The 22116-nt window shown below is 71.8% G+C and carries 23 protein-coding genes and 5 tRNA genes; 10 read left to right on the top strand and 18 right to left on the bottom strand.

Annotated features, from left to right (window positions below; translation table 11 throughout):
• Positions 1–12: 12 nt before the first annotated feature.
• A complete protein-coding gene (rpmB, locus tag ACY1JF_RS08380; RefSeq protein WP_003993230.1) occupies positions 13–198 on the top strand; it encodes a 50S ribosomal protein L28 in 186 nt (61 codons plus the stop codon).
• A gap of 139 nt (positions 199–337) precedes the next feature.
• Here rpmB and thiD read toward each other — a convergent pair whose 3' ends face one another.
• The gene (thiD, locus tag ACY1JF_RS08385; RefSeq protein ID WP_462704362.1) at positions 338–1132 is read right to left on the bottom strand and encodes a bifunctional hydroxymethylpyrimidine kinase/phosphomethylpyrimidine kinase; all 795 of its coding nucleotides are present in this window, start codon (positions 1130–1132) and stop codon (positions 338–340) included.
• Complete coding sequence (locus ACY1JF_RS08390) at positions 1129–2097, bottom strand: thiamine-phosphate kinase (RefSeq protein WP_462704363.1); 969 nt, start codon at positions 2095–2097, stop codon at positions 1129–1131. Before ACY1JF_RS08390 ends, thiD begins: the two co-directional genes overlap by 4 nt.
• Before the next feature lie 233 nt (positions 2098–2330).
• Between ACY1JF_RS08390 and ACY1JF_RS08395 the strand changes: the two genes are divergently transcribed.
• Complete coding sequence (locus ACY1JF_RS08395; protein WP_215164562.1) at positions 2331–2564, top strand: Lrp/AsnC family transcriptional regulator; 234 nt, start codon at positions 2331–2333, stop codon at positions 2562–2564.
• Positions 2565–2584: 20 nt separating this feature from the next.
• The gene (locus tag ACY1JF_RS08400; RefSeq protein ID WP_462704364.1) at positions 2585–3085 is read left to right on the top strand and encodes a DUF3515 domain-containing protein; all 501 of its coding nucleotides are present in this window, start codon (positions 2585–2587) and stop codon (positions 3083–3085) included.
• Between the two features lie 10 nt (positions 3086–3095).
• Here ACY1JF_RS08400 and ACY1JF_RS08405 read toward each other — a convergent pair whose 3' ends face one another.
• The 3 genes from ACY1JF_RS08405 to ACY1JF_RS08415 all read right to left on the bottom strand — a co-directional run bounded on the left by ACY1JF_RS08405 (position 3096) and on the right by ACY1JF_RS08415 (position 6125).
• Positions 3096–4253 (bottom strand): D-alanine--D-alanine ligase family protein, encoded by a 1158-nt coding sequence (locus tag ACY1JF_RS08405; RefSeq protein WP_462704365.1) that lies wholly within the window; start codon positions 4251–4253, stop codon positions 3096–3098.
• Between the two features lie 70 nt (positions 4254–4323).
• Entirely contained in the window at positions 4324–5334 is a 1011-nt protein-coding gene (locus ACY1JF_RS08410; protein ID WP_462704366.1) for an NAD(P)H-dependent glycerol-3-phosphate dehydrogenase, read from the bottom strand.
• Entirely contained in the window at positions 5331–6125 is a 795-nt protein-coding gene (locus ACY1JF_RS08415) for a lysophospholipid acyltransferase family protein (RefSeq protein ID WP_462704367.1), read from the bottom strand. Before ACY1JF_RS08415 ends, ACY1JF_RS08410 begins: the two co-directional genes overlap by 4 nt.
• A 153-nt stretch (positions 6126–6278) precedes the next feature.
• On the opposite strand from ACY1JF_RS08415, the gene cofC reads away from it, so the two are divergent.
• Both cofC and ACY1JF_RS08425 read left to right on the top strand, forming a co-directional pair.
• Positions 6279–6917 (top strand): 2-phospho-L-lactate guanylyltransferase, encoded by a 639-nt coding sequence (gene cofC, locus ACY1JF_RS08420; RefSeq protein WP_462704368.1) that lies wholly within the window; start codon positions 6279–6281, stop codon positions 6915–6917.
• Between the two features lie 9 nt (positions 6918–6926).
• Positions 6927–7139, top strand: coding sequence for a hypothetical protein (locus tag ACY1JF_RS08425; RefSeq protein ID WP_462704369.1), 213 nt, complete (start codon positions 6927–6929; stop codon positions 7137–7139).
• Positions 7140–7219: 80 nt separating this feature from the next.
• Here the strand turns inward: ACY1JF_RS08425 and ACY1JF_RS08430 are convergent, their stop codons facing one another.
• The 4 genes from ACY1JF_RS08430 to leuC all read right to left on the bottom strand — a co-directional run bounded on the left by ACY1JF_RS08430 (position 7220) and on the right by leuC (position 10521).
• Positions 7220–7867, bottom strand: coding sequence for an HU family DNA-binding protein (locus ACY1JF_RS08430; protein ID WP_462704370.1), 648 nt, complete (start codon positions 7865–7867; stop codon positions 7220–7222).
• A gap of 137 nt (positions 7868–8004) precedes the next feature.
• The gene (locus tag ACY1JF_RS08435) at positions 8005–8235 is read right to left on the bottom strand and encodes an SCO5555 family protein (RefSeq protein ID WP_462704371.1); all 231 of its coding nucleotides are present in this window, start codon (positions 8233–8235) and stop codon (positions 8005–8007) included.
• Between the two features lie 255 nt (positions 8236–8490).
• Positions 8491–9084, bottom strand: a complete 594-nt coding sequence (leuD, locus tag ACY1JF_RS08440; protein WP_462704372.1) for a 3-isopropylmalate dehydratase small subunit — start codon at positions 9082–9084, stop codon at positions 8491–8493.
• 6 nt (positions 9085–9090) lie between these two features.
• On the bottom strand, positions 9091–10521 hold the full coding sequence (leuC, locus tag ACY1JF_RS08445; RefSeq protein ID WP_462704373.1) for a 3-isopropylmalate dehydratase large subunit: 1431 nt from the start codon (positions 10519–10521) through the stop codon (positions 9091–9093).
• Positions 10522–10715: 194 nt separating this feature from the next.
• Between leuC and ndgR the strand changes: the two genes are divergently transcribed.
• Complete coding sequence (ndgR, locus tag ACY1JF_RS08450) at positions 10716–11432, top strand: IclR family transcriptional regulator NdgR (protein ID WP_462704374.1); 717 nt, start codon at positions 10716–10718, stop codon at positions 11430–11432.
• Between the two features lie 184 nt (positions 11433–11616).
• On the opposite strand, the gene ACY1JF_RS08455 is transcribed toward ndgR, so the two are convergent.
• The 9 genes from ACY1JF_RS08455 to ACY1JF_RS08495 form a co-directional block, all read right to left on the bottom strand.
• A tRNA-Glu gene (locus ACY1JF_RS08455) sits at positions 11617–11689 on the bottom strand.
• Between the two features lie 28 nt (positions 11690–11717).
• Positions 11718–11789: transfer RNA gene (locus tag ACY1JF_RS08460), tRNA-Gln, on the bottom strand.
• 20 nt (positions 11790–11809) lie between these two features.
• A tRNA-Glu gene (locus ACY1JF_RS08465) sits at positions 11810–11882 on the bottom strand.
• A gap of 29 nt (positions 11883–11911) precedes the next feature.
• Positions 11912–11984, bottom strand: a tRNA-Glu gene (locus ACY1JF_RS08470).
• A 21-nt stretch (positions 11985–12005) separates the two neighbouring features.
• Positions 12006–12077 (bottom strand) — tRNA-Gln (locus tag ACY1JF_RS08475).
• 93 nt (positions 12078–12170) lie between these two features.
• On the bottom strand, positions 12171–12905 hold the full coding sequence (locus tag ACY1JF_RS08480) for an HAD family hydrolase (protein WP_462704375.1): 735 nt from the start codon (positions 12903–12905) through the stop codon (positions 12171–12173).
• A gap of 78 nt (positions 12906–12983) precedes the next feature.
• Entirely contained in the window at positions 12984–14465 is a 1482-nt protein-coding gene (gene gltX / locus ACY1JF_RS08485) for a glutamate--tRNA ligase (protein ID WP_462704376.1), read from the bottom strand.
• Positions 14458–15243, bottom strand: coding sequence for a fumarylacetoacetate hydrolase family protein (locus ACY1JF_RS08490; protein WP_462704377.1), 786 nt, complete (start codon positions 15241–15243; stop codon positions 14458–14460). The genes gltX and ACY1JF_RS08490 overlap by 8 nt, the downstream gene beginning before the upstream one ends.
• A 104-nt stretch (positions 15244–15347) precedes the next feature.
• Positions 15348–15536 carry a hypothetical protein gene (locus ACY1JF_RS08495; protein ID WP_462704378.1) on the bottom strand — a complete coding sequence of 63 codons (189 nt, stop codon included), beginning with the start codon at positions 15534–15536 and terminating at the stop codon, positions 15348–15350.
• A 603-nt stretch (positions 15537–16139) separates the two neighbouring features.
• Between ACY1JF_RS08495 and ACY1JF_RS08500 the strand changes: the two genes are divergently transcribed.
• From ACY1JF_RS08500 to ACY1JF_RS08515, 4 genes are all read left to right on the top strand, one after another.
• On the top strand, positions 16140–20255 hold the full coding sequence (locus tag ACY1JF_RS08500) for a sensor histidine kinase (protein ID WP_462704379.1): 4116 nt from the start codon (positions 16140–16142) through the stop codon (positions 20253–20255).
• Between the two features lie 9 nt (positions 20256–20264).
• Entirely contained in the window at positions 20265–20678 is a 414-nt protein-coding gene (locus tag ACY1JF_RS08505; protein WP_003993189.1) for a roadblock/LC7 domain-containing protein, read from the top strand.
• Between the two features lie 110 nt (positions 20679–20788).
• Positions 20789–21187 (top strand): DUF742 domain-containing protein, encoded by a 399-nt coding sequence (locus tag ACY1JF_RS08510; RefSeq protein WP_003973454.1) that lies wholly within the window; start codon positions 20789–20791, stop codon positions 21185–21187.
• Positions 21168–21743 carry a GTP-binding protein gene (locus tag ACY1JF_RS08515; protein WP_462704380.1) on the top strand — a complete coding sequence of 192 codons (576 nt, stop codon included), beginning with the start codon at positions 21168–21170 and terminating at the stop codon, positions 21741–21743. The genes ACY1JF_RS08510 and ACY1JF_RS08515 overlap by 20 nt, the downstream gene beginning before the upstream one ends.
• The last annotated feature ends 373 nt before the right edge of the window (positions 21744–22116 follow it).

Genomic DNA, 22116 nt, shown 5'->3' on the forward strand with positions numbered 1-22116 from the left:
TTGGAGTGACCCGTGGCTGCCAACTGCGACGTCTGCGGCAAGGGGCCGGGCTTCGGCAACAACATCTCGCACTCGCACCGCCGTACGTCCCGCCGCTGGAACCCCAACATCCAGCGTGTGCGTACCGTGGTGGGCGGGACGCCGAAGCGCGTGAACGCTTGCACCTCGTGCATCAAGGCCGGCAAGGTCTCGCGCTGACGCTCAGCAACAGCGCGCGGCCACTGCCGGTCCGCTGCGAGAAGCCGGTCCACCTCAGGGTGGGCCGGCTTCTCGCCGTACGCGCCTGACCGCGCCGGTGCCGGCAACGGCACCGATGTGCCGCGCACGCCGTACGCCGTCAGCCCCGCCCCAGCGTCCACCCGTGATCCACGGGCCCGATGCCCGCGCCCAGCGCGAACCCGGCCGCGATCGCCCCGGTGACGTACTCCTTGGCCGCCGCCACCGCCTCCGGCACCGAGCGGCCGTGCGCCAGGTGTGACGCGATCGCCGAGGCGAGGGTGCACCCCGTGCCGTGGGTGTGCCGGTTGTCATGGCGCGGAGCCCGCAGCCAGTGCTCCTCCGCGCCGTCGGTGAGCAGGTCGACGGGGTCTTCGGGCAGATGACCGCCCTTGATCAGCGCCCAGCGCGGCCCGTAGGCGAGCAGGGCCGCCGCGGCCCGCCGCATCCCGTCCTCCGACTCCACCCGGACCCCGGTGAGCTGCGCCACCTCGTCCAGGTTCGGGGTGGCGACGGTGGCGACCGGCAGCAGCTCGGTGCGTACGGAGTCCAGGGCCGAGGCGGCCAGCAGCGCGTCCCCGTGCTTGGAGACGCCGACCGGGTCGACCACCGCGGGCGCGTCCGTCGCCGCGATCAGCTCGGCGACCGTCTCGACCAGCGGCGCCGAGGCGAGCATGCCGGTCTTGACCGCCTGGACGCCGATGTCGTCGACGACGCTGCGGTACTGCGCCCGGACCGCCTCGACGGGCAGTTCCCAGGCGCCCTGCACACCCAGGGAGTTCTGCGCGGTCACGGCCGTGATCACGCTCATCCCGTGGGTGCCGAGCGCGAGCATCGTCTTCAGGTCGGCCTGGACGCCGGCGCCGCCGCCGGAGTCGGAGCCGGCGACCGTGAGGACCCTGGGCGGCGCGCTCATCCCTCGATCTCCCCTCCGAAGTGGTCCCAGCCGCCGGCACTGGTCCAGGGCGCCCCGTCGACGGTCACCTGGGGCAGCGCCGAGGGGTGCAGGACCTCGCCGATGATCTTCCAGCGGGCGGGCAGCTTCACCTCCGGCCCGAAGGTGGCCACGATCGCGTGGTCCTCTCCCCCGGTCAGCACCCACTGCATCGGGTCGACGCCGACGGCCTGGCCGATGTCGTTCATCTGGGACGGGATGTCGATCTGTCCGGAGCGGATGTCGATCCTGACCTTGCTCGCCTCCGCGATGTGGCCCAGGTCCGCGATCAGCCCGTCGCTGACGTCGCACATGGCGGTCGCGCCGAGCCCGGCCGCGGTCGGCCCGGCGTGGTACGGCGGCTCCGGGCGCCGGTGGGCCTCGACGAAGGCGCGCGGGGAGCGGAAGCCCCGGGAGAGCACGGCGAACCCGGCGGCGGACCAGCCGAGCCAGCCGGTCACCGCGACCAGGTCGCCGGGGCGGGCGCCGGCCCGGGTCACCGGTTCCTGGCCGCGCAGATCACCGAGGGCGGTGATGGACACGGTGATGGTGTCCCCGCGCACCACGTCGCCGCCGACCACGGCGGCACCGGCGACCTGGCACTCGTCGCGCAGCCCGTCCATCAGCTCGGTCGGCCAGGTCACCGGCAGTTCGGCGGGGGCCACCAGGCCGAGCAGCAGCGCGGTCGGCACGGCACCCATCGCGGCGATGTCGGCCAGGTTCTGGGCCGCGGCCTTGCGGCCCACGTCGTAGGCGGTGGACCAGTCACGGCGGAAGTGCCGGCCCTCCACGAGTATGTCGGTGGTCGCCACCACCCGCCGGTCGGGCGCGGCGACCACCGCGGCGTCGTCGCCGGGGCCGATCCGGACCGCCGGGGTGGTGGTGAGGCGGGAGGTGAGCTCCCTGATGAGCCCGAACTCCCCGAGCTCACCAACAGTGCCCTTCATGGCCCTACTCCCCTTCCGCCCCGGCCCGTACCCGGCCGCGCGTCGTCTGTGTGTACCAAGGTGGTGTACCAGGTGGTGCACCGGGGCGGCGCACCGGGCGCTGTACCGGGGGACGTCCGGGGCTCCCGGCGCGCGAGACCCCCTGTTCCGCGGGTCTCCCCGCGGCGCCGCGCGACGCGATACCGTGGCGTTCCTTTTCCCCACATGATCCTCGTGGCCGCCCTGGAGGTTCCGTGGTACAGGCGTACATCCTGATCCAGACCGAGGTCGGCAAGGCCTCGGCCGTCGCCGAGACGATCGCCAAACTGCCGGGGGTGATCCAGGCCGAGGACGTGACCGGACCCTACGACGTCATCGTGCGCGCCCAGGCCGACACCGTCGACGACCTGGGCCGCATGGTGGTCGCCAAGGTCCAGCAAGTGGACGGCATCACCCGCACCCTGACCTGCCCGGTCGTCCATCTCTAGTACCCGTCTACCCTGTGCCGGTGAACTCCTTGCGTCACCGGCTGCTCGGTCTGCCCCTGCTCGTCCTGCTGACCGCCGTCGCGGGCTGCTCCGCGACGGACGGCGGCCCCTCGGTGGCGGTTCCCAGCCCGGACGCGGAGGTCGTCTCGCTCTGCGAGGACCTGGACGAGGCCGTGCCGTCGAAGGTGGACGGCCTGAGCCGCAGGGATCCCGAGCCCGCCTCCAAGCTCACGGCCGGCTGGGGAAACCCGCTGATCATACTGCGCTGCGGTGTCGTACGGCCGCCGAAGATGATCGATCCGAAGGTGGCCGAGGGCGGGGACGCGGACGCGGTCGCCGGCGGGGTCGACGGCGTCGACTGGCTGATGGAGAAGCGGGACGACGGGGCGTACCGGTTCACCACCGCCAACCGGGAGGCGTACGTCGAGGTCACCGTCCCGGAGGGCCGGGACAGTTCCAGCGTGCTGGTCGATCTGGCCCCGGCCGTGAAGAAGGCGATCCCCGAGGGAATCGCCCTCTGAGCCGCGCCGGTCAGCGCAGTCCCGTCGGTCGGTCGAGCGCCGCCCGCACCAGCCGGTCCACCAGCTCGGGGTAGCTCACCCCGCTGGCCTGCCACATCTGCGGGTACATGGAGATGGGCGTGAAGCCGGGCAGCGTGTTGATCTCGTTGATCACGAACTCGCCGTCCTCGGTGAGGAAGAAGTCCGCGCGCACCAGTCCCTCGCAGGACGCCGCCTCGAACGCCTCGACCGCGAGCCGCTGGACCTCGGCCGTCTCCTCGTCGGTGAGCGGCGCGGGCACCAGACCGGGCGTGGAGTCGATGTACTTGGCCTCGAAGTCGTAGTACGCGTGCGCGCTCGGCGGCGGGATCTCGGCGGGTACGGAGGCCCGCGGGCCGTCCTCGAACTCCAGCACCCCGCACTCGATCTCGCGGCCGGTCAGTGCCGCCTCGACCAGGATCTTCGGGTCGTGGCGGCGGGCCTCGGCGATCGCCTCGTCGAGGCCAGAGAGGTCGTCGACCTTGGTGATGCCGATCGAGGAGCCGGCGCGGGCGGGCTTCACGAACAGCGGCCAGCCGTGCTCGCCGGCGAAGTCCACGATCTTCTCGCGGGCGGCGGAGGCGTCCCGCTCCCACTCGCGGGGCCGGATCACCACGTACGGACCGACCTTGAGCCCGAAGGAGGTGAACACCCGCTTCATGTACTCCTTGTCCTGGCCGACCGCCGAGGCGAGCACCCCCGAGCCGACGTAGGGCACCCCGGCCAGCTCCAGCAGCCCCTGGAGGGTGCCGTCCTCGCCGTAGGGGCCGTGCAGGACGGGGAAGACGACGTCGACCTCGCCGAGCGCCTTGGGCACCGAGCCCGGTTCGCTGTAGACGACCTCGCGGTTGGCCGGGTCGACGGAGAGCACCACGGCGCCCTCGACCGGGTCGGCGAGCTGCTCCACGGTGGGGGTGCGCCGCTCGGTGATCGCCATGCGCTCGGGCTCGTCCGCGGTGAGCGCCCAGCGGCCGTCCGTCGTGATGCCGATCGGCAGGACCTCGTACTTGGTCCGGTCGATGGCGGCGAGGACGGCGCCGGCGGTGACCACGGAGATCCCGTGTTCGGAGCTGCGCCCGCCGAACACGACGGCGACCCGCGGCTTGCGAGGCGGCTGCTCGGGGCTCTGGGGGAGGTTCTCGGTGCTCATATCGCGTTGAGGGTACCCGCCCCCCGGGTCGCGTCACAGCCTCCGCCCCGCGCGAACGGGCGAAGGGTGCTCAGCGTCGCTCGGGCTTCGCGCTGCGCGACATCAGCTCCCTGACGGCGACCGCCGGGGGCTTGCCCTCGTGCACGATCTCGAAGACCGTCTCGGTGATCGGCATGTCGATGCCGTGCCGGCGGGCCAGATCCAGCACCGACTCGCAGGACTTGACGCCCTCGGCGGTCTGCTGGGTGACCGCGATGGTCTCCTCCAGGGTCATGCCCTTGCCGAGGTTGGTGCCGAAGGTGTGGTTCCGGGACAGCGGCGAGGAGCAGGTCGCCACCAGGTCGCCCAGGCCCGCGAGGCCGGAGAAGGTCAGCGGGTCGGCGCCGAGCGCGACGCCGAGCCGGGTGGTCTCGGCGAGGCCGCGGGTGATGAGGGAGCCCTTGGCGTTGTCGCCGAGGCCCATGCCGTCCGCGATGCCGACGGCGAGGCCGATGACGTTCTTCACCGCGCCGCCGAGTTCGCAGCCGACGACGTCGGTGTTGGTGTACGGGCGGAAGTACGGGGTGTGGCAGGCGGCCTGGAGCCGCCGGGCGACGGCCTCGTCGGTGCAGGCGACGACGGCGGCGGCCGGCATCCGGGCGGCGATCTCACGGGCCAGGTTGGGGCCGGTGACCACGGCGACGCGGTCGGCGCCCACCTCGGCGACGTCCTCGACGACCTGGCTCATCCGCATCGCGGAGCCGAGTTCGACGCCCTTCATCAGGGAGACCAGGACGGTGTCCGGCGCGAGCAGCGGGCGCCACTTCGCGAGGTTCTCGCGGGCCGTCTGGGAGGGGATCGCCAGGACGGTGAAGTCGGCGCCGGCCGCGGCCTCGGCGGCGTCGGTGGTGGCCCGGACGTTCCCGGGGAGCTCCACGCCCGGCAGGTAGTCCGGGTTGGTCCGGGTGGAGTTGACGGCGTCGACGAGCTGCGGGCGCCGTGCCCACAGGGTGACCTCGCATCCCGCGTCGGCGAGGATCACAGCGAACGCGGTGCCCCACGACCCGGTGCCGAAGACGGCCGCCTTGACCGGCTTGCTCACGTGCCCTGCCCTTCTGCCTGTTTGCCGTGCGTCTGTGCCTGGGTGCGCCTGCGCGACTGCGCCTGGGTGCGGCGCCGCTGCTCGGTCCGCTCGCGGCGCGGGTCGTAGGGCGTCTCGGGCGCCTTCTCGCCGCGGATCTCCTCCAGCTGGCGGGTGACCGCGGCCATGATGACCTCGGTGGCCTCCTTCAGCACCTCCGCGGTCACCTCCCGGCCGTAGAAGCGGGAGAGGTCGACGGGCGGTCCGGCCAGCACGTGGTGGGTCTTGCGGGGCAGCGGGCGCGGCTTCCTCGCGTACGGCGGCAGCAGTTCGTTGCAGCCCCACTGGGCGACCGGGATGACCGGGCACCTGGTCTGCAGGGCGACCCGCGCGGCGCCGGTCTTGCCGGTCATGGGCCAGCCGTCGGGGTCGCGGGTGAGGGTGCCCTCGGGGTAGAAGGCGACGCACTCGCCGCGCTCCACGGCGTCGATCGCGGCCCGGAAGGCGCTGAGCGCGTCCGTGCTCTCCCGGTAGACGGGAATCTGCCCGGTGCCGCGCATCGCGGCGCCGACGAACCCTTCCTTGAAAAGCCCGCTCTTGGCCAGGAAACGGGGAAGGCGGCCGGTGTTGTACTGAAAGTGTGCGTATCCGAGGGGGTCGATGTGGGAATTGTGATTCACGACGGTGATGAATCCGCCCTCGGCCGGAATGTTCTCCATTCCCCGCCAGTCCCGCTTGAGCAGTATCACCAGCGGCGGTTTGCAGATCACCGCGGCCAAGCGGTACCAGAAGCCGATTCTGCGGCGGGGCACGCGGACACCTTCCTCTAGGGCTGGGCGGGGCAGGGGAGCCGCACAAGTGTCGCCCCGGGCCGCCGGTCTGTCGAGGACACGGTACGCCCCGACCACCCGGTGCCCCCTGCCCCCGGGTGACAATGAGCGCGACAAGAGAGGGACGGATCGCCTGTGCGGTGGAGCTTGGTCGTGCCCGTGAAGCCCCTGGCCCGGGCCAAGAGCAGGCTGTCGGACACGGCGGACGACGCGGTACGGCCAAACCTCGCGCTGGCCTTCGCCCTGGACACCGTGGCGGCGGCGCTGTCCTGCCCGGCGGTGGCGGATGTGGCAGTCGTCACGGACGACCCCCGGGCGGGTCGGGAGCTGGCCGCGCTCGGCGCCGGTGTCGTCGCCGACGAGCCGGACGGCGGCCTGAACGCGGCCCTGGCCCACGCGGCGGCGACCGTACGGGCCTCGCGCCCCGGAAGTCCGGTGGCGGCGCTGAACGCCGATCTCCCGGCGCTCCGGCCGGCCGAATTGGCCCGGGTGCTGAATGCCGCGGCGCGATTCCCGCGTTCTTTCCTGCCGGACGCGGCCGGCGTCGGAACGACGCTGCTGGCCGCCGCCCCCGGCCGCGCGCTGGACCCCTTCTTCGGCCCGGACTCCTGCCGTGGACACCGCGCGTCGGGCGCGGTGGAACTGGGGCTCGGCGCGGTGGATTCCGTACGGCGGGACGTGGACACCGGCGAGGACCTGCGCGCCGCGCTGGCGCTGGGGGTGGGGCCGCGGACGGCCGCGGCCGTGGCGCGGCTGCTGATCGCCGAACAGTAGGCTGCCGTCATGCAGGCGACCGCTTATACGTACGACCCCGACAGCCGCAGCGGGCAGGTGCTGCTGGACGACGGCACCCCGGTGCCGTTCGACGCGGCGGCGTTCGACGCGGGCGGCCTGCGGCTGCTGCGGCCCGGGCAGCGGGTGCGGATCGAGACCGAGGGGTCTCGGGGTCCGGGCGAGGGCCCGCGGATCACGCTGATCACGCTGCAGACGTTCTGAGCGACGCCTCCCCGACAGGCCGCGGGCCGGACTCCCTCAGGAGTCCGGCCCGGCGTGTGAGTGCCCCTGGGCGCCGCCCGTCACTTCTTGCGTGCGGTGGCCTTCTTGGCGGTGGTCTTGCGCGCGGTCGACTTCTTGGCCGGCGCCTTCTTGGCCGTGGCCTTCTTCGCCGGGGCCGTCTGCGCGGTGGTCTTCTTCGCCGGGGTGCCGGCCGACTTCTTCGCGGGGGCCTTCTTGGCGGCGGTCTGCGCCGTGGTGGCCGTCTTCTTCGCCGCCGCGGCCGTCTTCTTCGCCGCGCCCGTGGTCTTCTTGGCGGCGGCGGCCTTCTTGCTCGCGGCCGTGGTCTTCTTGGCGGCGGCCTTCTTGCCCGCGGCCTTGGAGATGGTGGGCGGCGGGCCGGAGAGGCTGCCCTTGGGCGCCTTCTTGACCGCGATGTCGTTCTTCGGGAGCTTCTTGGAGCCGCTGACCAGGTCCTTGAAGCCCTGACCGGCGCGGAAGCGCGGAACCGAGGTCTTCTTGACCCGAACCCGCTCGCCCGTCTGAGGGTTACGGGCGTAACGGGCCGGACGGTCGACCTTCTCGAAGGAACCGAATCCGGTGACCGAGACCCGGTCGCCGGCGACCACCGCGCGGACGATGGCGTCCAGGACCGCGTCGACGGCGTCGGCGGCCTGCTGCCGTCCCCCCATCTTGTCGGCAATCGCTTCTACGAGCTGCGCCTTGTTCACGTCTTCCCCTTCGGAGACCTCGCCAGAACGAGAATGTTCAAGCTTTTTCGCACGTTAGGCAGATATATACCGCAAATCAAACACGAAACGGGCTAATCACCCTTGTGCCGCAACGGACTCGACTGTCCCCGGCCGGTTCAGCGTTGCCCGTCGGAGAACCGGCCTTCGTCGAGATCCTCCGCGAAGCGCTCCAGACGCCTTGCCGCGCCGGCGGGATCGTGCTTGGCCGCGGCCGTAATGACCAGCAGCTTCCGGGTCAGCGCCATCCGTACGCCCTCCGGGACTTGCAGTGCGCGCACCCTTGCGTGCGCTTCCTTGAGCCGGGACGCGACCGCCGCATAGAGCTGGAGTTGGCCGTCGTGTTCCATGCACAGATTGTGCCATCTGGGGCGAGTTGTCGCCTGCGCAGGGGGCAACTGCCGCCCCACGGGGCTCCTCGGACGCCCGCCGAAACGACCTCCTCGTCACTCACGTACCCCGTCAACCACCTGCGTAACTCGGTAAGTTGCCGCCTCGCCGCGCACCGTCCGGGCCCCGACACGGCCGTACCCCCGATCGGAGCGATCGGGGGTACGGGGGGTGTCTGCGGGTGGCCGAAAGTCGACCTCCCTACGGCTTCGGGATCAGACCTGGACCGTCCGCGGCTTGAACGACGGGCGCTTCGTCTCGTACGCGGCGATGTCCTGCTCGTTCTGGAGCGTGATGGAGATGTCGTCCAGCCCGTTCAGCAGCCGCCAGCGGGAGTTCTCGTCCAGCTCGAAGGCGGCGGTGATGCCCTCGGCGCGCACCTCGCGGGTCTCCAGGTCGACCGTGATCTCGGCCTGCGGGTCGTTCTCCGTCAGCGCCCACAGCGCGTCCACGGTCTGCTGGTCGAGGACCACGGTGAGCAGCCCGTTCTTCAGCGAGTTGCCGCGGAAGATGTCGGCGAAGCGGGAGGAGATCACGGCCTTGAAGCCGTAGTTCTGCAACGCCCACACCGCGTGCTCGCGGGAGGAGCCGGTGCCGAAGTCGGGGCCGGCGACCAGCACGGTCGCCCCCTGCCGCTCGGGCTGGTTGAGGACGAAGCTCTCGTCCTTGCGCCAGGCCTCGAACAGCCCGTCCTCGAACCCGTCCCGGGTCACCTTCTTGAGCCAGTGGGCGGGGATGATCTGGTCGGTGTCCACGTTGCTGCGGCGCAGCGGGACGGCCCGGCCGGTGTGCGTGGTGAATGCTTCCATGGCTGATCAGACTCCAGCGGGCGTGAGGGCGTCGGCGGCGGCGAGGTCGGCCGGGGAGGCGAGGTGCCCCGTGACGGCCGTCGCGGCGGCGACCTGCGGGGAGACCAGGTGGGTACGCCCGCCCTTGCCCTGCCGGCCCTCGAAGTTGCGGTTGGAGGTGGAGGCGGAACGCTCCCCGGGGGCGAGCTGGTCGGGGTTCATGCCCAGGCACATCGAGCAGCCCGCGTGCCGCCACTCGGCGCCGGCCTCCTTGAAGACCGTGTCCAGGCCCTCGGAGACGGCCTGCAGACCGACCCGCGCGGAGCCCGGGACGACCAGCATCCGTACGCCGTCGGCGACTTTGCGGCCCTTGATGATCTCGGCGGCGGCGCGCAGGTCCTCGATGCGGCCGTTGGTGCAGGAGCCCACGAAGACGGTGTCCACCTTGATGGAGCGCAGCGGCTGCCCGGCCTCCAGCCCCATGTACTCCAGGGCCTTCTCGGCGGCGAGGCGCTCCGAGGCGTCCTCGTACGAGGCCGGGTCGGGGACGGCGGCCGAAAGCGGCGCGCCCTGGCCGGGGTTGGTGCCCCAGGTGACGAACGGCGACAGCTCGGCGGCCTCGATGACGACCTCGGCGTCGAACTCGGCGTCGTCGTCGGTGCGCAGCGTCTTCCAGTACTCGACCGCCGCGTCCCAGTCCGCGCCCTCGGGGGCGTGCGGGCGGCCCTTGAGGTAGGCGAAGGTGGTCTCGTCGGGGGCGATCATGCCCGCGCGGGCGCCGGCCTCGATCGACATGTTGCAGATGGTCATGCGGGCCTCCATCGAGAGCTTCTCGATGGCCTCGCCGCGGTACTCCAGGATGTAGCCCTGGCCGCCGCCGGTGCCGATCTTCGCGATGATCGCGAGGATCAGGTCCTTGGCGGTGACGCCGTCGGGCAGCTCGCCGTTGACCGTGATCGCCATGGTCTTCGGGCGGGCCATCGGCAGCGTCTGGGTGGCGAGCACGTGCTCCACCTGGGAGGTGCCGATGCCGAAGGCCAGCGCGCCGAAGGCGCCGTGCGTCGAGGTGTGCGAGTCGCCGCAGACCACGGTGGTGCCGGGCTGGGTCAGGCCCAGCTGCGGGCCGACGACGTGCACGACGCCCTGCTCGACGTCGCCCAGCGGGTGCAGCCGGACGCCGAACTCCGCGCAGTTCTTGCGCAGCGTCTCCAGCTGGACCCGGGAGACCGGGTCCGCGATGGGCTTGTCGATGTCGAGGGTCGGGGTGTTGTGATCCTCGGTCGCGATGGTCAGGTCGAGCCGCCGCACGGTCCGGCCGCTCTTGCGGAGGCCGTCGAAGGCCTGCGGGCTGGTCACCTCGTGCAGCAGGTGCAGATCGATGAAGAGGAGGTCGGGCTCGCCCTCGGCGCGCCGGACGACGTGGTCGTCCCAGACCTTCTCCGCGAGTGTCCTACCCATCGCTTTCCCTCCGGCCGGCAACGGCTCGCCGGCCCAACTAGAGATCTTCAGGAGGCGGCGCCCGCGCCCCGGTTTCCGGGCGACCGCCACCAGGCCCTTACGTCACGGGCCGTTGTGACTTGTGCCTTCCAGGGTGGCGCGTTCCGCGGAAAATTGAACTTGCGTTTCACAGAGTGAGACGCGAGTATCGTTGCATGGACAACAGTAGCGGCGTCGGCGTTCTGGACAAGGCGGCCCTCGTCCTGAGCGCTCTGGAGTCCGGCCCGGCCACCCTCGCGGGTTTGGTCGGTGCGACCGGACTGGCACGACCCACGGCCCACCGCCTGGCCGTGGCGCTGGAGCACCACCGTATGGTGGCGCGCGACATGCAGGGGCGCTTCATCCTCGGCCCGCGCCTGTCGGAGCTGGCCGCCGCGGCCGGCGAGGACCGGCTGCTGGCCACGGCCGGCCCGGTGCTCACCCACCTCCGTGACGTGACGGGCGAGAGCGCCCAGCTCTACCGCCGCCAGGGCGACATGCGCATCTGCGTCGCCGCGGCGGAGCGGCTGTCCGGTCTGCGGGACACGGTCCCGGTCGGGTCCACGCTCACGATGAAGGCCGGTTCGTCCGCCCAGATCCTCATGGCCTGGGAGGAGCCCGAGCGGCTGCACCGCGGCCTGCAGGGCGCCCGCTTCACGGCGACCGCCCTGTCCGGCGTACGGCGCCGGGGCTGGGCCCAGTCCATCGGCGAGCGCGAGCCGGGCGTCGCCTCGGTGTCCGCGCCGGTGCGCGGCCCGTCCAACCGCGTGGTGGCCGCCGTCTCCGTCTCCGGCCCCATCGAGCGCCTCAGCCGCCACCCGGGCCGGATGCACGCCCAGGCCGTCATCGACGCCGCCGGCCGCCTCTCGGAGGCCCTGCGCCGTTCCGGTTGAGACGGCCCGCGGGCCGGCCCCAGCGCCGCGGCCGGTCTGAGTGCGGCGCCCCGGGGCGCGGGGCTGTGCCATACGCGGCTGTGCCGCACGGGCGTGACCAGCCCCGGCCGGGCCGCGCCCGCCGGACAACGAAAACGGCCCCCCGCCTCGAGCGTTTCCGCTGAGGCGAAGAGCCGTCGTCCCGTACCCCCGACCGGATTCGAACCGGCGCTACCGCCTTGAGAGGGCGGCGTGCTAGGCCGCTACACAACGGGGGCGTGGATCCTGCGTTTCCGCAGGTCCGAGCTGGTCTACCTGGACTCGAACCAAGACTAACTGAACCAGAATCAGTCGTGCTGCCAATTACACCATAGACCAATGTGGTTTAGAGCAGGCAGTACCCCCGACCGGATTCGAACCGGCGCTACCGCCTTGAGAGGGCGGCGTGCTAGGCCGCTACACAACGGGGGCCCTAGCGATCACCATGAAGTGGATCACCGTACCCCCGACCGGATTCGAACCGGCGCTACTGCCTTGAGAGGGCAGCGTGCTAGGCCGCTACACAACGGGGGCTTTGCAGATGAGCTCTGCGAGCTGGCCTACCTGGACTCGAACCAAGACTAACTGAACCAGAATCAGTCGTGCTGCCAATTACACCATAGGCCACTGGAACGCAAGCCCCGTGCTGGGGATCTTGTTCTAGTCTCGCGCTTCCGGTTCCGGCCTTTCGGCCCGCTCCCCGGCGGCGCAGGAAGAACATTACCCGAAGGTGGACGGGGCTCCAAAACGAGTATCCCCGCCGAGGACCGAGGGGAGTTCCGCGAGGGACGCGATGCGGCGCGGGCCGACGGGCGGGTCGACGGCCGCCCACGCCTTGCCCCGGTCGAGCCAGACCGACAGCAGCCCGGCGTCGGCGGCGCCCCGGCCGTCGATCTCCGGGTGGTCACCGACGTAGGCGACCTGGTGCGGGGCGAGGGAGAGCGCCTCGCAGGCCGCCAGGAAGGCGCCGGGGTCGGGCTTGGAGACGCCCAGCTCGGCCGCGCACAGGATGGCCTCGAAGCGATCGTGGACGCCGAGGACGCGCAGCTTGCGGTCCTGGACGGTGAGGCTGGAGTTGGACAGCACGGCGTGCCGGTGGCTGGCGGCGAGGGCGTCGAGGACGGGCAGGACGTCCGGGAAGAGGGCCCAGGCGGCCTCGTAGTGCGCCAGGTACCGGTCGAACCAGTCGTCGGCCTCGGTGTCGGTCAGCTCCGGGCGGTCCAGGAAGACCCGGGTGCGGTCGCGCCGCTGGGTGATGTAGTCCACCTCGCCGGCCGCGAACCGGGCCCACTGGGCGTCGGTGATCGTCCGCCAGTGGGCCAGGGCCTCCTCGGCGGTCCCGTAGCGGTCGAGCAGTTCCTCGGCCACGAGGTGGGCGCGCAGGCCCTCGCGGTCCGCGGAGGTGTAGTCGAAAAGGGTGTCGTCGACGTCCCAGACCACGGCTTCGATCGTCATGTCCCCGACGGTACCCGGGGGGACGGCGAAGGGGCAGCGCGCCGGAGCCTCCCGGTGCGCTGCCCCTCGGTGCCGGCGCTACGCGGCCAGCCGCGCCAGCGCCGCGTCGATCCTGGTCAGCGCCTTCTCCTTGCCCAGGACCTCCAGGGACTCGAAGAGCGGCAGGCCGACCGTGCGGCCGGTGACGGCGACGCGGACCGGGGCCTGGGCCTTGCCGAGCTTGAGGCCGTGGGCCTCACCGGCGGCCAGGACGGCCTCCTTCAGGGACTCCGGCGACGTCCAGTCGGCGGCCTCCAGCTTCTCCCTCGCCGTGCGCAGCAGCGCGTCCGAGCCCTCCTTCATCGCCTTGTTCCAGGACGCCTCGTCGAAGACGGGCTCCGGCAGGAACAGGAAGTCGACGTTGTCGGTGATCTCGGAGAGGACCTTCAGGCGGGTCTGCGCGTGCGGGGCGATCGCCTGCCACTTGGCCTCGTCGAAGTCCTCCGGTGCCCAGGGGGCGAAGGGCGGCCTCAGCCACGGGCGGCAGCGCTCGGCGAAGTCCTTCGCCTCCAGCATGCGGATGTGGTCGCCGTTGACGGCCTCGCACTTCTTGAGGTCGAAGCGGGCCGGGTTGGGGTTGACGTCCGTGACGTCGAAGGCGGCGACCATCTCGTCGACGGTGAAGATGTCCCGGTCGGCGGAGAGGGACCAGCCGAGCAGGGAGAGGTAGTTGAGCAGGCCCTCGGGGAGGAAGCCGCGCTCCCGGTAGAGGTTCAGGGAGGACTGCGGGTCGCGCTTGGAGAGCTTCTTGTTGCCCTCGCCCATCACGTACGGCAGGTGGCCGAAGGCCGGGATCTCCTTGGCGACGCCCAGCTCGATCAGCGCCCTGTACAGGGCGATCTGGCGCGGGGTGGAGGAGAGCAGGTCCTCGCCGCGCAGGACGTGGGTGATCTCCATCAGGGCGTCGTCGACCGGGTTGACCAGCGTGTACAGCGGGGCGCCGTTGGCGCGGACGATGCCGTAGTCCGGGACGTTCTCCGGCAGGTAGGTGATCTCGCCGCGGACCAGGTCCGTGAAGGTGATCGCCTCGTCGGGCATCCGGAAGCGGACGATCGGCGTACGGCCCCGGGCCTCGTACTCCTCGACCTGCGCGGCGGTCAGTTCGCGGCAGTGGCCGTCGTAGCCGGAGGGCTGGCCGGCGGCGCGGGCGGCCTCGCGGCGGGTGTCCAGCTCCTCCTGGGAGCAGTAGCAGCGGTAGGCGTGGCCGGCGTCCAGGAGCTTCCGCGCGACGTCCCGGTAGAGGTCCATGCGCTGCGACTGGCGGTACGGCGCGTGCGGGCCGCCGGTCTCGGGGCCCTCGTCCCAGTCGAAGCCGAGCCAGCGCATGGAGTCCAGGAGCTGCTCGTAGGACTCCTCGGAGTCGCGGGCGGCGTCGGTGTCCTCGATGCGGAAGACCAGGGTGCCGCCGTGGTGGCGCGCGAAGGCCCAGTTGAACAGGGCGGTGCGGACCAGGCCCACGTGGGGGTTACCGGTGGGCGAGGGACAGAAACGGACGCGTACGGGGGACGCTGCGCTAGCCACGCTTGACAACCTTGTTGGTGAGAGTGCCGATGCCTTCGATGGTGACGGCGACCTCGTCGCCGACGTGGAGGGGGCCGACCCCGGCCGGGGTGCCGGTGAGGATCACGTCTCCGGGGAGCAGGGTCATCGCCTCGGTGACGTTGACGACCAGGTCCTCGATGGAGTGGATCATCTCGCTGGTGCGGCCGAGCTGGCGCTGCTGCCCGTTGACGGTGAGCTGGATCGTCAGGTCGGCGGCGCGGGCGAGGTCGATGTCCGTCTCCACCCAGGGGCCGAGCGGGCAGGAGGTGTCGAAGCCCTTGGCCCGGGCCCACTGCTTCTCGCGGCGCTGCACGTCGCGGGCGGTGACGTCGTTGGCGCAGGTGTAGCCGAGGACGACGTCGGCGACGCGCTCGCGCGGGACCTCGCGGCACATGCGGCCGATGACCACGGCCAGCTCGGCCTCGTGGTGCAGTTCCTGCGAGAAGGAGGGGTACTGGATGTCGTCGCCGGGGCCGGTGACCGAGGTGGACGGCTTGAAGAAGGCGAACGGGGCGTCGGGCACCTCGTTGCCCAGCTCCCGGGCGTGCTCGGCGTAGTTGCGGCCGAAGGCGACGACCTTGTTGGGGAGCACCGGCGGCAGCAGCCGGACCTTGCTCAGCGGGACCTTCGTGCCGGAGAGCTCGAAGTCCGCGAACGGGATGCCCTTGATGATGTCGAGGACGAGCTGGTCCGGCTGGTCGCCCTCGACCGCGCCGAAGGCGACGTTCCCGTCGATGGAGAACCTGGCGATGCGCACGGGTTGCTTGGCCCCTTGACTGATGCGGCTGGAGTCTGACGCTCCAGGCTAGCGCGGCAGGGGGCGGGCGCCTCGCGCATCGCCGTCGCCCGGGCCGGGGCGTCCTATTCGGCGGCGGTGGCCGGGGCGGGGATCTCCATGAGGATGGTGCGCCGCGGGTTGGCGGTCCGGGTGGGCAGCTCGACGGCGTGCTCCGGCTGTTCCGGGGCCCGCAGTTCGCCGGCGTCCTTCAGGTGGACCAGCGTCGTGCGGCGCGGATTGGCGATCTTGTGGAACATCATCGTCGTCTTCACGGTGGTACGGGCCTCATGGGGTGCGGGCGCCGGGCGGGTGCCCCCGAAGGGGCCCCGGCGGGCGCGGGTTGTCGGATTCGCCTTCTCTGTAAAGCGCCAGGCTAAACACGCGATTCCCCACTGAAGACGTGAAGAACTCATGGCGCCCGTGTGAGTTTGCTCACTGAGCAAGGGGTAAAACGGCTAAAACGGACCCATGCCCGGTCGCCGGGAAACGGACATTGACCCCCTGAAGCGTCCATTCCGCTCCTGATCATGGCGACTGGGACACCCGTCGCGGACCGATGACTCGTGACCATACGCCCGTTTTGCCGTCGACCACTCTCTACGTCCGGTGATCCGGCCCTCACGTGCTGTCACGTCGGTCACGGGCTGTCCCATGGCCCTTGTTGGAGATCCTGCACTGTGCTGGAATTCCACGGACCGCCGCAGGATCGAGCCGGCACACGGGGGGCGCACCGAAGCGCCGAGTGGCGGCAAGAGGGGGAACCGGCGCCGGTTACTCACGACCATCAGGGGGCGTATTCAGGGCGCTCCCGAGACGCCGACACCGTGCCTCGCCGTTCACGCGGAGGGGTGCCTGGTCCAGAGGTTGCGACGCTAGTGCAGGGACGTTTCAAGAGGGATGGCAGCGCTTCGGCGGAGCCGGAGCCGCAGGGTGGGACTGGCCCCATGACAGGCAGCTCCTCTCCCCAGCACGCCCAGCACGCCCACAAGGGTGCCCCGGGCCCGGCCGCGTCCGGCGCCGCCGGGGGTGGCGAACGCGCCGGACGGGGCGGCCCCGCGGCGGCCCCCGGCACGCCCGGCGGCTCCGGCACGCCCGGCGCGTCCGGCCCAAAGGGGCAGGCGCCGGCGGCCAGGGCGGCCAAGGGCCCGAGCGGTCCCGGGACCCGAATAGCCCTGCGCAACTGGCGCATCTCCACCCGTCTGGTGTCCCTGCTGGCGCTCCCGGTCGTCGCGGCGACCTCGCTGGGTGCCCTGCGCATCAGCGACTCCATGGACAACATCCAGCAGCTCGACAACATGAAGCTGCTGACGGAGATGACCGCGCGCGCCACCGAGCTGGCCGCCGCGCTCCAGGAGGAGCGTGACAAGTCGGCGGGCCCGCTGGCGCACGACTCCTCCTCCAGCGCGACCGCGGTCAAGGGCGACCGGGAGAAGACCGACCGGGCCCTGGCCAACTTCATCGACGGCTCCGAGGACATCGACGCCGCCAGCAAGGACGGCAACCTCCAGGGCGTGCGCGACACCGTCGTCGGTCTCGCCAGCGAGCTCAACGGCCTGAGCAAGATCCGCAACTCCGCCTACGAGGACCCGCGCAACTCGACGCAGACCGTCGACGCCTACCACCGCCTGATCACCCACCTCCTGGACCTCTCCCAGGACATGGCCGAGGCGACCAGCAACCCCGAGATGATCCAGCGCACCCGCGCGCTGTCGGCGTTCTCGTCCGCCAAGGAGTACGCCTCGGTCCAGCGGGCCGTCATCGCGGCGGCGCTGCCCACGAGCAACACCACGTCCGGCAGCCTCTCCGAGAACGACCGGCTGTACGCCGAGGCGGCCCTGGACAGCCAGGACTACGACCTGCGCAGCTTCGCCAGCATCTACGGCAGCGGCTCCACCGAACTCCTCCAGCCCATCCAGGAGGGCAACGCGACGATCGAGTCGGCGGACAAGTACGCCGGCCGGGTCCTCGCCAACGAGGGCGCCATCGAGGAGATGGAGAAGCAGTCCTACCAGGACTGGCTGGACAGCAGCTCCACCAAGATCCAGCAGATGACGAACATCGAGCACACGCTGCTGGAGGACATGGAGCAGCAGGCGCGTGAGCTGCGCAGCGAGTCGGAGCGCGAGGCGATCCTCTCCGGTGCGCTGATCCTGATCGTGCTCGGTGTCTCGCTGGTCGGCGCGTTCGTCGTGGCCCGCTCCATGATCCGTTCGCTGCGCCGTCTGGAGGAGACCGCGACCAAGGTCGCCAACGACCGGCTGCCCGAGCTGGTCAAGCAGCTCTCCGAGTCCGACCCGCAGGACGTCGACACCTCCGTGGAGTCGGTCGGCGTGCACTCCCGGGACGAGATCGGCAAGGTGGCCGCGGCCTTCGACGACGTGCACCGCGAGGCGGTCCGGCTCGCCGCCGAGCAGGCCCTGCTGCGGGGCAACGTCAACGCGATGTTCACCAACCTCTCGCGCCGCTCCCAGGGCCTCATCCAGCGTCAGCTGTCGCTCATCTCCGAACTGGAGTCCCGCGAGGCCGACCCGGACCAGCTGTCCTCGCTCTTCAAGCTCGACCACCTCGCGACGCGCATGCGCCGCAACGGTGAGAACCTCCTCGTCCTCGCCGGTGAGGAGCCGGGCCGCCGCTGGACCCGTCCGGTGCCGCTGGTCGACGTGCTCCGTGCCGCCGCCTCCGAGGTGGAGCAGTACGAGCGCATCGAGCTGTCCTCGGTCCCGACGACCGAGGTCGCCGGCCGGGTCGTCAACGACCTCGTGCACCTGCTCGCCGAGCTGCTGGAGAACGCCACCTCGTTCTCCTCGCCGCAGACCAAGGTCAAGGTCACCGGTCACGCGCTGCCCGACGGGCGGGTGCTCATCGAGATCCACGACACCGGTATCGGCCTCTCCCCCGAGGACCTCGCGGCGATCAACGAGCGGCTGGCCTCGCCGCCCACCGTGGACGTCTCCGTCTCCCGCCGCATGGGTCTGTTCGTGGTCGGCCGCCTCTCGCAGCGCCACGGCATCCGCATCCAGCTGCGCCCGTCCGACTCCGGCGGTACGACCGCGCTGGTCATGCTGCCCGTCGATGTCGCCCAGGGTGGCCGCAAGCCGCAGGGCAAGCCCGGTCAGCCCGGCGGTGGCGGTCCCGCCGCCGCGCAGGCCGCGGCCGGTGCCGCGGCGGCCCGGCGGCCGGGCGGCGGCCAGGGCGGCGGCGCGCTCGGCGCGGGTGCCCCCGGTGGTCCCCGGCTCGCGTCCGGTCAGGGGCCGCGCGCCGCGCTGCCCGGCCGGGACGGCGGACAGCAGGGCGGACCGGGCGGCGCCCGGGGACCGCAGTCGCCGCAGTCCCCGCAGAACCGTCCGGCTCCGGCGGGCGCGGGCGCCGGTCAGACGCCGGGCGCCCCGCAGGGCCTGCAGGCCGCGGGTCTGAACGCGCCGCAGCCGGCGCAGGGCCAGGACGCCTTCGGCAACGCCGCGCCGGCCGCGCCGCAGCGCGGCCGGCGCAAGGGCAACGGCACCGGTGACTCCGAGCGGGGCCGGCGTCCGCAGCTGCCGCCGCGCGGCGGAGCGCGGGCCGAGCTGCCCGGCGGCGACCCGCAGCCCCACGTGCCCAGCTGGAGCGACGAGAACGCGCGGCCGTCCGTGGACCGCGCCGCGCTGGACGCCCCGCGCGGCCACGAGGAGCCGGACGTCGCCCGCACCGCTCCCGTGCCCCGGATCGACGACCGGCAGGGGCCGGCGGCGACCACCGAGATGCCGGTGATCGGCCGGTCCGACGAGCAGGACGGTCCCGCCGCCACGGCCGAGTTCGCCCGCCCGGACTTCGACGCGCCCGCGCCGGGCACGGCCGGGGGCCGGTTCGCCGCGCCGGGCCCAAACGCCCCGGCGCCCGCCGACCGGTTCGGCTCCCCCGGCGGTTACGGACCGCAGGGCGGCGGCCAGGACGGGGCCCAGGGCAGCGGCCCGTTCGTCCGCTCCGACGTCTTCGGCGCGCCCGCCGGGGCGAACGGCGCGGGCGGCCCGGCCGGCCAGGACCGGATTGGCGCCCCGCAGGCGTACGAGGACGGCTCGGCCACGGGGCGGCACGCCCTCCACCAGGACCCGGCCGCCACCGGCCAGTTCGGCCGCCAGGACCTGAGCGGCACCGGCGGGTACGGCCGCCAGGACGCGTCCACGACCGGCCAGTACGGCCGCCAGGACGCCTCCGCCACCGGCCAGTACGACCGCCAGGACGCCTCCGCCACCGGCCAGTACGACCGTCAGGACCCGGCCCGCGACGACGCGTTCGGGGCGCGGGGCTTCGAGCCCCGTGACCCGGCCGCCGCCGGCCAGTTCGAGCGGCCGGACGCGGCGCCCGCCGCCCCGTACGACCGCCAGGACCCGTACAGCAGGACGGAGCCGGCCCCCGCCGGTCCGTACGACCCCCAGAACACGTCCGCCACCGGCCAGTTCGAGCGGCCGTCGGCGGATCACGGGGACGGCTTCGGCGGGACCCACCTGCGGCGTCCGCAGCGGCCCGTGCGGCAGGAGCCGGAGGCGCTGCCCCCGGCCACCGGTCCCGGTGACGGCCGTACGCCGCTGTTCGACACGCTGGAGACCAACTGGTTCCGCGGCGAACGGCGCGAGCGGCAGGGCGGCGGCGACACGTCGCAGGCCGCCGGGCAGCAGCCCCCCGCCGCGCCGCAGACCACCGCGCCCCAGCCTCCCGCCGCCTCTTCCTGGCGCAGTTCGCCCAACGACGAACTCGTCCGGCAGGCCGAGCGTGTCCGGCAGCCGGCCGCGGGCGGTATCACCACCTCCGGCCTGCCGCGCCGGGTGCCCCGTGCGAACCTGGTACCGGGCACGGCTCAGCAGCAGTCCCACCAGAGCGGTCCGCAGGTCTCGCGCGCACCCGACGAGGTGCGCGGCCGGCTGACCAATCTCCGTCGGGGTATCGCACAGGGCCGTCAGGCGGGAAGCGGCCAGACCGGCAACTTCCCGAGGCCCACTCACCAGCAGGAGCGTTAGTTGAGCCCGATGAGCCAGGCGGCACAGAACCTCAACTGGTTGATCACGAATTTCGTGGACAACACACCCGGGGTGTCCCACACCGTCGTCGTGTCCGCCGACGGACTCCTTCTGGCGATGTCCGAAGGTTTCCCGCGCGACCGCGCCGACCAGCTCGCGGCCGTCGCCTCCGGTCTGACCTCGCTCACGGCCGGGGCGTCCCGGATCTTCGAGGGCGGCAGCGTGGCGCAGACGGTCGTGGAGATGGAACGCGGGTTCCTCTTCCTCATGTCCGTCTCGGACGGCTCGTCCCTGGCCGTTCTCGCCCACCCGGAGTGCGACATCGGCCTCGTCGGCTACGAGATGGCGCTGCTCGTCGACCGCGCGGGCGCCGTACTCACCCCCGACCTGCGCGCCGAGCTGCAAGGAAGTCTGCTGCACTGATCGGCCCCGGCACCACCCGTCTCACCGAATCACCGTCCGGCCGCCACAAACCCCCCACCGGCCCCACCAGACGGCTTGACTACCGACATGCCGCCCCGCCCGGAGGACCCATGACCCCGCCCACCGCCTCTCATGATCCGTACGCGGAACCGTACGAGGACGAGGGCGACCAGCCGCTGGTACGTCCGTACGCGATGACCGGCGGCCGGACCCGGCCCCGCTATCAGCTCGCCATCGAGGCTCTGATCAGCACCACGGCCGACCCGGCAGCACTGATGGGACTGCTCCCCGAGCACCAGCGCATCTGCCACCTGTGCCGCGAGGTGAAGTCGGTGGCCGAGGTGTCGGCCCTGCTCGCGATGCCGCTGGGTGTGGCCAGGATCCTGGTCGCGGACCTCGCGGAGGCGGGCCTGGTCGCCATCCACCAGCCGGGCGGCGACGAGAACAACGGCGGCGCGCCGGACGTGACACTGCTCGAAAGGGTGCTCAGTGGACTTCGCAAGCTCTGACGGAGGTCGGGCGACGACCTCTGCCAAGATCGTGGTGGCCGGCGGCTTCGGCGTGGGCAAGACCACGTTCGTCGGCGCCGTCTCCGAGATCAACCCGCTGCGCACCGAGGCCGTCATGACGTCCGCGTCGGCGGGCATCGACGACCTCACCCACACCGGGGGCAAGACGACCACCACGGTCGCCATGGACTTCGGCCGCATCACCCTCGACCAGGACCTGATCCTGTACCTCTTCGGTACGCCCGGCCAGGACCGCTTCTGGTTCATGTGGGACGACCTGGTGCGCGGCGCGATCGGCGCGGTCGTGCTGGTGGACACGCGCCGTCTCGCCGACTGCTTCCCCGCGGTCGACTACTTCGAGAACAGCGGCCTGCCCTTCGTGATCGCGCTGAACGGCTTCGACGGACAGCAGCCGTACAACCCGGACGAGGTCCGCGAGGCCCTCCAGATCGGTCCGGACACCCCGATCATCACCACCGACGCCCGCCACCGGGCCGACGCCAAGAGCGCGCTGATCACCCTGGTCGAGCACGCGCTGATGGCCCGGCTGCGATAGCCGGTCAAATCCACGACGGCATACGGAAGTTGCCGTAGGCACATGGAAGCCGGCTGTGTCCTTCGACACGGCCGGCTCCGGTGTATAACGTTTCGGCAGAGGAATCGGGTGGTACCACCACGCGTCGCGCACATTCGGTCTCGCTGCGCGCACGACCGGCCCGTCTTTTGAGACCCCTCGCTCTTTATGACCGTTTTATCTGGGGCTTACATCACATGTAATCCTCTCGTCACACTGTTTGGAAGAGCGCAGGTCGCCGTGCTGGAATGCCAGAACTGCCCGACGGCCAAAGACGTACTCATCGGTAATACGTAGGGGATGAGTAGGTGACGTCCTGGGCTCTGAGACACTGCGGCACGACACAGGTGCCGAC

The sequence above is a fragment of the Streptomyces sp. SYSU D01066-1 genome, assembly GCF_054956795.1.